Annotated in this window: 10 protein-coding genes; 8 read left to right on the forward strand and 2 right to left on the reverse strand. The window is 34.5% G+C overall.

Going from position 1 to position 13,429, the window contains the following annotated elements; all coding sequences use genetic code 11:
• Nucleotides 1-165: 165 nt before the first annotated feature.
• The 4 genes from ACFOZ1_RS00825 (at nt 166) to uppP (ending at nt 4,814) form a co-directional block, all read left to right on the forward strand.
• Nucleotides 166-1,494 (forward strand): glycoside hydrolase family 27 protein, encoded by a 1,329-nt coding sequence (locus tag ACFOZ1_RS00825; protein ID WP_390194865.1) that lies wholly within the window; start codon nt 166-168, stop codon nt 1,492-1,494.
• 16 nt (nt 1,495-1,510) lie between these two features.
• A complete protein-coding gene (locus tag ACFOZ1_RS00830) occupies nt 1,511-2,989 on the forward strand; it encodes an alpha-N-arabinofuranosidase (protein ID WP_390194867.1) in 1,479 nt (492 codons plus the stop codon).
• Between the two features lie 145 nt (nt 2,990-3,134).
• Nucleotides 3,135-3,980 carry a nickel pincer cofactor biosynthesis protein LarC gene (larC, locus tag ACFOZ1_RS00835; RefSeq protein WP_390194869.1) on the forward strand — a complete coding sequence of 282 codons (846 nt, stop codon included), beginning with the start codon at nt 3,135-3,137 and terminating at the stop codon, nt 3,978-3,980.
• 21 nt (nt 3,981-4,001) lie between these two features.
• A complete protein-coding gene (gene uppP, locus ACFOZ1_RS00840) occupies nt 4,002-4,814 on the forward strand; it encodes an undecaprenyl-diphosphatase UppP (protein WP_390194871.1) in 813 nt (270 codons plus the stop codon).
• Between the two features lie 64 nt (nt 4,815-4,878).
• Here the strand turns inward: uppP and ACFOZ1_RS00845 are convergent, their stop codons facing one another.
• Nucleotides 4,879-7,167, reverse strand: coding sequence for a helix-turn-helix domain-containing protein (locus ACFOZ1_RS00845; protein WP_390194873.1), 2,289 nt, complete (start codon nt 7,165-7,167; stop codon nt 4,879-4,881).
• Nucleotides 7,168-7,217: 50 nt separating this feature from the next.
• On the reverse strand, nt 7,218-7,964 hold the full coding sequence (locus tag ACFOZ1_RS00850) for a YesL family protein (RefSeq protein WP_390194875.1): 747 nt from the start codon (nt 7,962-7,964) through the stop codon (nt 7,218-7,220).
• Between the two features lie 319 nt (nt 7,965-8,283).
• Here ACFOZ1_RS00850 and ACFOZ1_RS00855 point away from each other — a divergent pair, with 319 nt between their 5' ends.
• The 4 genes from ACFOZ1_RS00855 (at nt 8,284) to ACFOZ1_RS00870 (ending at nt 13,428) form a co-directional block, all read left to right on the forward strand.
• Entirely contained in the window at nt 8,284-9,840 is a 1,557-nt protein-coding gene (locus ACFOZ1_RS00855; protein ID WP_390194877.1) for an extracellular solute-binding protein, read from the forward strand.
• Between the two features lie 595 nt (nt 9,841-10,435).
• Complete coding sequence (locus tag ACFOZ1_RS00860) at nt 10,436-11,395, forward strand: ABC transporter permease (RefSeq protein WP_390194879.1); 960 nt, start codon at nt 10,436-10,438, stop codon at nt 11,393-11,395.
• A 20-nt stretch (nt 11,396-11,415) separates the two neighbouring features.
• The gene (locus tag ACFOZ1_RS00865; protein WP_390194881.1) at nt 11,416-12,297 is read left to right on the forward strand and encodes a carbohydrate ABC transporter permease; all 882 of its coding nucleotides are present in this window, start codon (nt 11,416-11,418) and stop codon (nt 12,295-12,297) included.
• Between the two features lie 33 nt (nt 12,298-12,330).
• Nucleotides 12,331-13,428: a hypothetical protein gene (locus ACFOZ1_RS00870; protein ID WP_390194883.1), complete on the forward strand. Its 1,098-nt coding sequence runs from the start codon at nt 12,331-12,333 to the stop codon at nt 13,426-13,428.
• The last annotated feature ends 1 nt before the right edge of the window (nt 13,429 follow it).

Below are 13,429 nucleotides of genomic sequence, written 5' to 3' on the forward strand. Positions count from 1 at the left end.
GCTGGGATTGTTACATAAATAGGAGAAATCTGAACTTACTTCAAGTAGTGCATATCCTACTTAAATAGATCATGGGAATCTGTTCAGATCGGCTCATTACCTATTATGTTATATCTCAGTCACTTTTAATTAAATACATAAGATAAAGGGTAAGGAGGTTTCTTCATGAAACACCATCAATATGCACTGACACCTCCTATGGGGTGGAATAGCTGGGATTGCTACGGAGCAACTGTAACAGAGGAAGAAGTAAAAGGGAATGCAGACTATATGGCGCAACATTTAAAAGACTATGGATGGGAATATATTGTTGTGGATATCCAATGGTCAGAATCTGGTGCTGTATCGTCAGCATATCGGCCGTTTGTACCATTAGAAATGGATGAGTATTCAAGGTTGATTCCAGCTGCGAATCGTTTTCCTTCATCTGCAAATGGAAATGGTTTTAAACAATTATCTGAATATGTCCATAATCTGGGATTGAAATTTGGTATCCATATCATGAGAGGAATACCAAGACAAGCAGTCCATCAAAATACTAAAATTCTAGGCACAGATGTAAGAGCGAGAGAGATAGCTAAACCTAATTCTATATGTCCATGGAATACGGATATGTATGGAATTGATCATACAAAAGAGGGAGCACAAGCATATTATAATTCTTTATTTGACTTATATGCGGAGTGGGGTGTCGATTTTGTAAAAGTAGATGATATTGCGGATTCCAAATTATATGGCATTCATGCAGAAGAAATCAAAATGATACGTAAGGCAATCGATCAATGTGGTCGTCCAATGGTATTAAGTCTTTCACCAGGTCCAGCGCCATTAAACCATGCTAGTTTACTTGAGGAAAATGCAAATATGTGGCGCATGACAGATGACTTTTGGGATTTATGGCCATTGCTTTATGATATGTTTGACAGATGTTATCGATGGAGTAAGAATATTGGGCCAGGATATTGGCCAGATGCAGATATGCTCCCGTTAGGTCATATTGGTATAAGGTCTGTTGATGGTGGAGCGAGTGATCGATACACACGATTCACTGAAGACGAGCAAGTGACAATGATGACACTATGGTCCATATTTAAGTCACCATTAATGTTTGGTGGAGAACTTAGAGACAATGATGAATGGACATTGTCATTAGTTACGAATGAAGAAGTATTAGAAGCGCATCGTGATGGATATGGTGCAAGGCAAGTGAAGCGTGAAGATGACACAGTTGTATGGGCATCGTGTGGAGATGAACATACATTATATATCGCATTGTTCAACTTGACAGATGAGACAAAAACAGTTGGCGTAACGTTTGATCAATTAGAAATGGAAGAGAATAAAGTTGAAGTAAGGGATTTGTGGGCTAAAAAATCATTAGGGAAACTTTCTGACAAGATAGAAGTAGAAGTTTCATCACATGGTGCCAAATTCTTCAAATTAACCGATGCTTGTATTCGGTATTGTCAAAAATCAACAAAATTTAATTTATAATAATGAGGTGGAAATAATGACAAATAAAGTAGTTGTAAATGCAGATGTGTCAAAAGGTATCATTAACAAAAATATTTATGGTCATTTTGCAGAACACTTAGGTCGTTGTATTTATGAAGGCTTTTGGGTAGGAGAAGATTCTGATATACCAAATACAGATGGCATTCGAAATGATGTAGTAGAAGCGTTGCGTAATTTAAATATTCCAGTTTTACGTTGGCCTGGTGGTTGTTTTGCAGATGAGTATCATTGGAAGGATGGAATTGGGCCACGTGAAAATAGAAAACGTATGGTGAATACGCACTGGGGTGGTGTCATAGAGAATAATCACTTTGGTACACATGAATTTTTTAGATTATGTGAATTGCTAGATACAGAACCGTATGTCAATGGAAATGTTGGAAGTGGTACGGTACAGGAAATGTCTGAATGGGTAGAATACATGACATTTGATGGGGAATCCCCGATGGCAAATCTTCGTCAAGAAAATGGGAAATCAGATCCTTGGAAATTAAAGTATTTCGGAGTAGGGAATGAAAATTGGGGTTGTGGTGGAAATATGCGTCCACAATATTATGCAGATTTATATCGTAGATTCCAAACATATGTCAGAAATTACGGAGATAACAAAATCTTCCGTATTGCTGGTGGTGCAAATGTAGACGATTATAATTGGACAGAAGTGTTAATGCGTGAAGCAGGTCATTTAATGGATGGACTTAGCTTACATTATTATGTACATCCAGGCGGATTCTGGAATAAAGGCCCTGCCACAGGATTTGAAGAAAACGTTTGGGATATCACGATGGAGAAAACAGTTTATATCGAAGAGCTTATTAAGCGTCATGGTACAATTATGGATAAATACGATCCAGAAAAACGTGTGGCAATGATCATTGATGAGTGGGGAGCATGGTATGATGTAGAACCAGGAACAAATCCAGGTTTCTTATACCAGCAAAATACAATACGAGATGCACTTGTTGCGGGAGTATCTTTGAATATTTTTAATAATCATAATGACCGAGTACAAATGGCTAATATTGCACAAACAATAAACGTTATCCAAGCAATGATCTTAACAGACAAGGAAAAAATGATTTTAACACCAACATATCATGTTTTTGAAATGTACAAAGGTCACCAAGATGCAGAACGATTAGATTTAAATATAGAATCAAGTACAATTAAAATAGGAGAAAAAGAAATAGCAGCGATATCTGGTTCTGCTTCGAAAGCAAAAGATGGGTCTATCTTAATTACTTTATGTAATCTTGATAAAGGTGAAGCATCAGACTTAATGCTTGATTTACGTGGTCAAGATTTGTCTAATGTAACTGCACGTATTATTACAGCAGATGAATTAGATGCACACAATACGTTTGATAAACCAGATAACGTAAAACCAGAAGAATATAATCAATTCCAAATAAGTGGCAGTGAATTAACATTGCAACTGCCTGCAAAATCTGTTGTAAGTATATCTGTTAAATAACAAAAAAATGATAGGTAGCCGAACATAATTTTGAAAGTATGTTCGGCTATTTAATATTTAATTGTCAATAATTATAATACAACTATACAATCCCAACAAAAAGAAATTATAATAGAATCATCAAATAGGAATAGGATGTGGTAAAATGACTAAGACGTTATATTTGGATTGCTTCTCAGGAATTAGTGGGGATATGACTGTAGCTGCATTATTAGCTACAGGAGTTTCGTTTGATGAATTGCAAGAAGAATTAAAGAAATTAGGAATGAATAAAGAATACGAATTAATAGTAAAACAAGTGAATAAAAATGGAATAACTAGCTATAAATTTGATGTACTTTACGAAGAATCTAAGCATGCAGACCATCATCATAGCCATGAGCATAGTCATCACCATGATAGTGATACGCATGAACATAGCCATTCACATTATCACGGACATAGCCATCATCATAGTCATGAACATCATCACCATCACCGTACATATAAAGATATTGTTTCCATGATTAATGAAAGTGAACTGTCTAATAAAACGAAGGAAATGGCATTAGAGATGTTTAAAGGGATTGGACAAGCAGAGGCAAAAATACATGGACAATCATTAGATGACGTTCATTTTCATGAAGTCGGTGCAATTGATTCGATTATTGACATCGTTAGTGTAGCTATATTGATAGACAAATTAGAAATTGAAAAAGTCATTGCCTCACATATCCCGGTTGGATCAGGGCATATTCATATTGATCATGGTACATATCCGGTTCCTGCACCTGCAACTTTAGAAATATTAAAAGGTGTCCCAATTAAAAAAAGTTCACTTAAAGGAGAATTAACTACACCAACTGGTGCGGCTATTATCAAAGTACTCGTTAAGGAATTTTCGCTTGGTATGCCAGATTTGATTGTGAGTGAAATAGGATATGGCGCAGGAACGAAGACATTTAAAGAACATCCAAACGTATTAAGGGCAGTAATTGGAACGTCAAAGTAATGGAATTGAAGGGGATTAACGATGGAAGAATTTGTTGTATTAATTAAATATTTTGTACTTGGTTTAGTACAGGGGATTACAGAACCGATACCAATATCCTCAAGTGGACATCTTGTTATAGCTAGAGAATTATTTGGTATTGAAGCAAAAGGATTATCTTTTGAGATTTTTGTTAATTTCGCATCGCTTTTAGCAGTACTGGTCATTTATTGGAAAGATATTGTTCGTTTAGCAGTAAACGGAGTTAGCTATGTTGCGAAAAGAGAACAAGATACGAAAAAGGATTTTAATTTTATTATCTATTTGATTATTGCTACCATTCCAGTTGGTGTAGTTGGTGTATTATTTGGTGATGCAATCGGGGAAGCGTTAAGTAATACAAAAGTTGTTGGGATTACATTATTGATTACTGCTGTTGCGGTATGGATGATACGTAATCTTAGAGGAAGAAAAGATGATGGTGATTTAACTGTGAAAGATGCACTGATTGTGGGACTTGCACAAACGGTAGCAGTGACTCCAGGAATTAGTCGTTCAGGTGCAACAATTGTTGGATCTATGTTAATGGGAATGAAGCAAGAAACAGCACTTAGGTTCTCATTTCTTCTTTATATTCCGGTGAGTCTTGGTACAGGGATTTTGGAAATTCCAGATATGTTAAAAGATCCAACGATGGATACATTACTTATCCCTTACATCATTGCATTTATTACATCATTCATTGCAACATATTTTGCGTTAAAATGGTTAATGGACATTATGGCAAAAGGTAATTTAAAATATTTCTCTTACTACTGTGTCATTGTCGGGATTTTAGTTATACTTTTCCTTTAATAAGAATTACAAATAGCCCAACCTCTATCAATAAGGATAAAGGTTGGGCTATTGTTGTATTTAATTAAGCTTGTTTGTTTTTATATTCGCTTCGGTATTTACCAGGTGTAATGCCTTCTAACTTTCTGAAGGAACGAATAAAGTTCTGTGAGTTATTGTATTGTAATTCTTCAGCGATTTCTTTTACAGATTTATTTGTTGTTGTAAGCCAATCCTTCGCTTTATTTAGACGATATTTAAGCAAATACTCACTAAAGGAGTAATTGGTTTCTTTTTGGAAAATACTGCTTAAATAATTCGGATTATAATGCAATTCTGCTGCAATCATATCTAATGAAATATCTTTATTGAAATTATCTTGGATTATTCGAATCATTTTATCTGAAATTCGTTTGTTTTTACTTTCATCCTTTGCATCTAAATTAATGATTAAAGGAAGCACAATCGAATCATATACCCAGCTATGAATTTCTTGTAAAGATGTAAAAGATTGATAATGTGTAATCATTTCAGTTGTTTGAAAAGAATCCAGTTCAATACCAAGCATTTCTTTTAATTCAAATAACTCATATAAAAAACGTGACAATATGATTTCCAATTGTTCGTGATGAATGTCATGTCTTGAAATGTATTCGAATAGTTTATTTAATTCGCACTCAGCTTGTGCTTTATCACTAATTTTTATTGCATCAAATAACTTATTCTTAATTGCTGTAGGATATGGCGCAATATTCGTGTATTTTCTATTTAAATTATCATAAAAAATAATAGAAGATTGCCCCATTTTCAATCGATATTTTAATGCTTCTTTACTTTCTTTAAATGCGGTACTGGCTTCTTCAAGTGATGTGAATCTTCGACTAATCCCAATACTTATCGTAAGATGGAACATTTCTTGAACTTGTCTTTGTATCGCTTCAATCTTATCATTTAATTGTTTGGTATATGCCGCATCATCGTCATCATGTGTAATCAAAATAGTTGTTTGAGTATCATTTATCACAACAGGTGTAAAGCATTCTGTATAAGGAATAATATCTTCTATTAAATTATTAATTGCAAATAGAATTAAATCTTGGTCGCTCTGTTCAAATTTGTTATGATCGATGACATCTATTTTTAATGAGACGACAGTAAGCCACGTCCAATCTAATGTGTAATGAAATGCAGCAAGTTTTAGTGGTATTTCATCATGATGTACTTTGCCTTGAAGCAGGCGCATCATAAATAATTGTTTTAATTGATTTACTTGGTTTTGTACACGTTGTTCTAACTGATTATTTTGATGCAGTAATTTTTCAATATGTGTTTCGATAAATTCAAATTCATTTCCTGAGACTGGATCACTATTCGATTGGATTGAATTCTTTAAACGTTTTACAGGTTCATAAAGGACACGACTACCAATAAGTGCAAAAGCAGTGGAAATAATTAATAATATTCCTACAATTAATAGCGTAATCCAACCAATAGAACTAGATTTTGAATGGAGATCACTCACTTTGACAAAAGATAAATATGTCCAATCATTGTAATCGGATGTTTGATAGGTAATTTTATAAGCAGTTCCATTCAGCGTTTCTTCAAACTCGCCTTCATCTAGAGAATGGTCTACCTTTTTAAACAAGGAAGGAGGAATATAACCATCTTCGCTAATATAAGATGTATTGCTATGCGCAATTGTTTTATTATTTTCATCTAAAATTAAGAATGATTCACTATCATTGCTTTTTGCCATAATCTCTGTTAATTCACAGCTAGGAATAAGTACACCAATAACACCAGTTGATTCTGTTGATAAGATAGGTAGTTTTTTTACAAGTGTAATGTAATGAGAACAACTCTTCTTTGTTGCATTAGGAAAATTAATTTTGTCTGCTTCTTCCAATATCCAATTTGATTTACGAGGCAACTTCATATAGGATGTATTTATTTTTTCATATGTTTTGCCATCTAAATGTACAAGTCCCTCATTGTTGATCAACCAATTCTTTTCAAAATTAACGAAAACAATATCTTCAATGCCTGTCTCAATTGTCTGCAGATGATTTAAATCTCTGCGTAAATTATGGAAGCTTAAGAAGGACAATGCATCCATCTGTTCACTAAGAAATTGTTGTGTTTGAGTGGAACGTACAAAATATGTTGTAGATAAATCAACGTATCTAAGTACTTGCTCCACATTTGTCTGGATTTGGTAGATATTTTGCTTTTTTTCGTCATTCGAGTAATCGACAATTGATTGAGATGATTGCCAATAAGAAAGGCCACCTGTGATAATAACAGGAACTGTACTTAAAATAATAAGAAATGCAATTAACTTAAAATAATGTTTGGTTGACAACTTTTTCATAGGCAACTTCCTCGAATTATATTCTCTTTATATATAGTTAATCTAGAAGTTTAACGCGACTCATGAATATGGGATGTAGTGTTGATCGTTGAGATGTTCGATTGAGACTCCTCCACTTCTATTCTTGCTTGCTTTTGCTTCTTTAACAATTGCTCAAACCCTATATTTGCTAGAAGCATCGTAATATAAGCACTCACGCTAAAACTAAATACTAAGCTAATTGCAGGATAATGAAATGTTAAAAAGTAAACACCTGTTAATAATGTAAGAATACTAATGGAATAATGTAAATTAACTGCACCAATTGTAATGGCGTAACGAATGTATTGCCAAAAATTAAGATTATAATGAACGTAAACTGGTCCAATATAAACAAGTAACATCACATAAAAAAATGCAGCTAGAACAAAAATCCCTAATAAAACAGAGTGGAAAACACTATCATTCATCAAACCAGTGTATTTTAGAAATACAGATAAAATGTAACCGAATACATAAATAATTATACCAAAACCATTTGCTTGAAGAAAGTTAGTTTTGAAAGATTTGTAAAAGGTTTGAAAAACGGGAATATCATATTCTTTTTGCACCCATTTTCTCACAACTGTAAACATAGCGATGGTTGCAGGGAAAATCCCTAATAGAATGAAGCCAATTAGTGTAGCTACAATCCATAGTACATTTAATAAGGCAAATCTTGACACCCATATGCTTACTCTATATAAACTTCCCCATACGCCGTTAATTTCCATGTAATCACCTTTTTCCTCATTAATATATGCTATACTAATAAGCATAAATGCATCTAAAGTAGATGTAAAGTCAATCAGAAAGCGTTTACATGAAATAATCATTTTGTAAGGCGAGTTAAACCCTTATGTAGCAAGTACTTTATAAACTCATGGAATGTAAAATAATCATTATGTCATCATTTTGGATGGAATAATAGATAATGATTATTCTCTAAAAAAAACGAAAAATGAAAACGTTGTTAGTAAGCGTTTACAACAACTGTGAAAAAGTGATTATATACATTTTTTAAACTATTCTATAACATGAAATTAGACAGCAAACGCTGTTCAACCAAATTAAATAAATTTTTGGAGGGTGGTTAATTTGAGTAATTGGAAAAAGTTAATAGGGGTTTTGTTGCTAATGTTCATTTTATTAGTGACAGCAGCATGTAACAGTGATTCCACAGATGGAGGAAATGAAGGAGAAGAGACACCTTCAGATTCTGAACAACCTGCTGAAGAAGGAACAGATGACCAACCAGAAGAATCAGATGAACCATATGCATTCTCAATTATGGCAAACTTACACACACCTGAAGTACCTGACGAAAAAGTTCTTAATAAGATAGAAGAACTGACAAACACAGATATCGAGATTCAATGGGTACCAGATAACAACTATGAAGACAGACTGAACACAGCGTTTGCGACAAACTCTTTACCACAAGCAGTGTTCTTAAAGAACCAAACGACATTTATTCAGTTCCGTGATGCGATTCAAGATGAGCAGTTTTGGGAGATTGGACCATACTTAGACGAATTTGAGAACTTATCTAAATTAAAAGACAACGTGTTGGAAAACACAAAAGTGAATGGGAAATTATATACATTATATCAAGGGCGTCCACTTTCTCGCCAAGGTCTGATTTATCGTAAAGACTGGGCAGATAATCTAGGTTTAGAAGCACCTACAACAACAGATGAATTTATGGAGATGGCAAGAGCTTTTACTGAAGATGATCCAGACGGAAATGGGAAAGATGATACATTTGGTGTAACAGATAGATCTGACTTAATCTATGGTGCATTTAAAACAGTCTCTTCCTGGTTTGGCACGCCAAACTATTGGGGCGAAAAAGATGGTCAGCTGTTACCAGAATTTATGTTTGACGAATATGTACAAACAATGGATTTCTTTAAAGAAATGCATGAAAAAGGATATATCAATAAAGACTTCCCTGTAACAAGTAAAACAGATCAACAAGAATTTATTAAAAATGGTACAGCAGGTCTATATGTTGGTTCAATGGGCGATGTTGGTAGTTTGAAAGATGATGCAATTGCAATCAACCCAGACGTAGTATTTGACGTGCACAACCATGTAGAAGGCCCTCACGGCGAATTTGGAGTATGGGCAATTCCAGGTTACGGTAACTTAGTAATGTTCCCGAAAAGTTCTGTTGAGACAGAAGAAGATTTAAAGAAAATTCTAGGTTTCTTTGATAAGATGATGACTCCAGAAGTAATTAATACGGCATATTGGGGTATTGAAGGCGAGCATTATGAAGTAATAGATGGTGCTGCTAAAGTTGGAGATGATCAAGCGAAGAATGACCGTGAAGTAAAGCCATACCAAGCGCTTGAAATCGGTGAGCCAGAAACAAATGGTCGTTTGATTGGATACTTCGATTATGAGCCAAAAGCAAAATCAGAAGAATTATTTATCGATAATGAAAATTATCTAATCGAAGATCCAACAGTTCCATTATACTCAGAAACATACACACAAGACGGAGCAACATTACAACAAATTATTACAGATGCAACATATAATTATATTTTAGGACAAATTGACAAAGCAGGCTTCGACAAAGCAGTAGAAGATTGGAAGTCCCGAGGCGGAGACAAAATCATCGAAGAATTCAACGCATCTGAGTAAAAACAAAAGCGACTACTCCCGTTTAGAAACGTAGTGACTGGAGCAGGGCAACCAAAATAAAGGAATCACGGTGAGGAACGAACCGATGATGACTTATTGAAGGTTGAAATGCGAAGTCACCTAGTTTCTGGGAGAAGGAGCTGGATGAACAAAAGCGACTACTCCCGTTTAGCGACGTATGGACTGGACTGAACCGTAGGAGATAAAGGAAACACGACGAACAAAGTGAGTCGATGTTGACTTATCGTACAGAGGTGAGGGAAGTCCACTAGTCGCTGGGAGAAGGAGCTAGATGAAACAAAAGCGACTACTCCCGTTTAGAAACGTTAAATCAGTCAATTTTTATAGCAAGAAATGGGCTCTTAAAACGGATGACGTTTAAGAGCCCAAATTATAAAAAAGTGTCATTAACGGAGATGATCATTATGTTATGTTAGTTGCATTTTCTATCATTTTAACTTCTTAGGAATCCTTGTCCTATAAAGGATAGTAACTCTTAAGATAATGATTATTTACGTTATACAACTTATCATTTACGATTTGACTTAAGCGATTGAATGAAAGAAATAGATAAGAGAAAGAAGGGATGGTAATAATGGAAACGTCTACATTATCTTCGAAAGAAGCAAAGCAACTTCGTAAAGTAAATCGATCAGAAACGTGGAAAAAGGTAAAGAAAAACAAATTGATTTATTTAATGATTCTTCCAGGTATTTTATATTTTATCGTGTATAAGTACTTACCAATGTATGGACTAATCATTTCCTTTCAAGATTATAAACCTTACAAAGGAATTATGGGTAGTGAATGGGTAGGGTTGGAGCATTTTGCGAGGTTATTTTCAAGCTCTGAATTTTGGATGATTTTCAAAAACACTTTGATATTATTTGGTTTACAAGTATTTATCTTCTTTCCAATACCAATTATTTTATCACTTATGTTGAATGAAGTGAGACATAGTTTCTTCAAACGTTCTGTACAAACATTGGTGTATATTCCTCACTTCATGTCATGGGTTGTTATTGTGTCAATCAGTTATGTAATGCTGACATTAGATGGTGGGATTGTTAACTCTATTATAGATGCACTTGGATTTCAGCCAATCAATTTCCTTTTAAGTGAAGAATGGTTTAGACCAATGTATATTTTACAAGTTATCTGGCGAGAGGCTGGATGGGGTACCATTATTTTCTTAGCTGCAATTACAGCAGTAGATCCCGCATTATACGAAGCGGCAAGAATGGATGGAGCGAACAGATTTAGACAAATGTGGCACATTACATTACCTGCTATTAGAGGGGTTATCATCGTTTTACTAATTCTAAAAATTGGTGACGTGTTAGAACTTGGTTTTGAACATGTGTATTTATTACTAAATTCAACAAACCGTAATGTTGCAGAAATTTTTGATACGTATGTATATGTAGCTGGTTTACAACAAGGTCAATTTAGTTACAGTACTGCCGTAGGTTTCTTTAAAGGTGGGGTAGGTTTAGTAATGGTAATATTCGCAAACTGGTTAGCGAAGAAATTTAATGAAGAAGGCATTTACTAATCTAGAATGAGGTGAACAATATGGCGAAATTAGGACAGGTATCGACAGGCAGTAGACTATTTGACTTCTTTAACTACTTCTTGCTTGCTTTAATTGCAATTATCACAGTACTACCTTTTATTCATGTAGTTGGTAGTTCCTTTGCAACAAGTGCAGAAGTTGCGAGAACAAAATTCTTATTATTCCCTACAGAATTTACGTTAGCGGCATATAAATACATTTTTTCTACAGACACAATTTTTCGAGCATTAGGTGTATCCATATTTATTACGATAATAGGAACACTCTGGAGTATGTTATTCTCCGTACTAACAGCATATGGGTTGTCACGTAAGGATTTAGTTGGTCGTCGTGCAATTAATTTCTTAATTGTATTTACACTACTCTTTAATGGTGGGATGATCCCGACATTCTTAGTTGTACAACAAACAGGTTTACTTAATTCACTTTGGGCATTGATTATACCTGTAACAATTAATGCATTTAACATGATTATTTTGAGAAGTTTCTTTATGAATATCCCAGAGAGTTTGGAAGAATCAGCTAAGATTGACGGTGCAAATGACTTTAGTATCTTGTTCCGAATTGTGTTACCGATTTCATTACCTGCAATTGCGACAATCTCATTATTTTATGCAGTTACGTACTGGAACACATACATGCATGCCATTTTATATTTAAGTGATGCAGATAAGTGGCCTGTTCAAGTATTATTGCGTCAAATTGTAGTGTTAGCAAGTGGGATGAATTATGACAGTGAAACATTCTCAGATGTTCCACCACCAGAAACAACTATTAAAATGGCTACAATTGTAGTAGCAACTGTTCCAGTATTACTTGTTTATCCATTCTTACAGAAATACTTTGCGAAAGGTGCATTGCTCGGTTCTGTTAAAGGATAATAGATTAAACAGCGTAGAGAGGGGCATATTCTTGTGGGATGGAAGGAAGACAGGATAGTTAAGTTAGATTCACTATTTGAAGGATTAAGGGATTGGTTATTAGGTCAATACGATCAACATAGTGGTGGTTTCTATTATGCGAGAAGTTCTAGAGATAACGCATTGTTTACGCCAGACATTGAGTCAACTGCACAAGGATTAAACATATTAGAAAGGCATCAACTACTAGAGGTGATGCCTCATTCTATCAAACAACATATGATTCATTTCTTTCAAGAAAAACAAAATAAGCAGTCAGGATACTTTTATGACCTAAATAGTGCAATGAAATTAGATGAAGTAATGGTCCATAGAGCACTAGCGTACTCGATTCGTTCATTAAAGAAACTCGGTGCAACATATCTGTACCCATTACCAATGGCATTACATGTTGCGCCAACATATACAAAGTCGATCGATAGTTACAAGAAAAAATGGGATAGTATTGATTTACACAATAGCTGGAGAGGCTGTGATTTGTTAGCATCCTCTACTGTATATATGTCTCAAATGGATGAAGAGAAAAGAGAGCGATATGTGCAAGCATTTGCCGATTATCTAGCAAATATTCAAGATAAAGAGACTGGTTTATGGGGAGAAGGATCTCTGTATGTAAAAATTTCAGGGACGTTTAAATTGCATACTTTTTACAGACGATTCCAAATTCCAATGCCTAATCAGTCGGCGATTTATGAAAGTATAAAAAAATGCTTACTCCATGAAGAAGCAGTAGATATGTGCTATATAAGGAATCCAATCGACTTATTATCTTATCTGTCTATTGACATAGAAGAGAAGGATTTGCAAATGATTTCTGAAATTACGATAGATAATATGGCTAGATTGAAACAAAGTGATGGTGGTTTTCAGAGAGAATTAATCCATTCACCAAAAGCACCGAATGTTGCGCAAGTGAAAGAAGGAGAATATTATCCAGACATGCCTGAGCCTGCACAGCTTGGATTAGGATTAGTAGAGGGAGATATGAATGCAACGACACAAGCTACATTAATTCGCATGCAATTACATCGTCTCTTACAGAAACCATCTAAAAAAGTGATAGATGAAAAAGAATTTTGGATGCAATTTTAAC

This window comes from Gracilibacillus marinus (assembly GCF_042651725.1).
Classification (GTDB): Bacteria; Bacillota; Bacilli; order Bacillales; family Amphibacillaceae; genus Gracilibacillus; species Gracilibacillus marinus.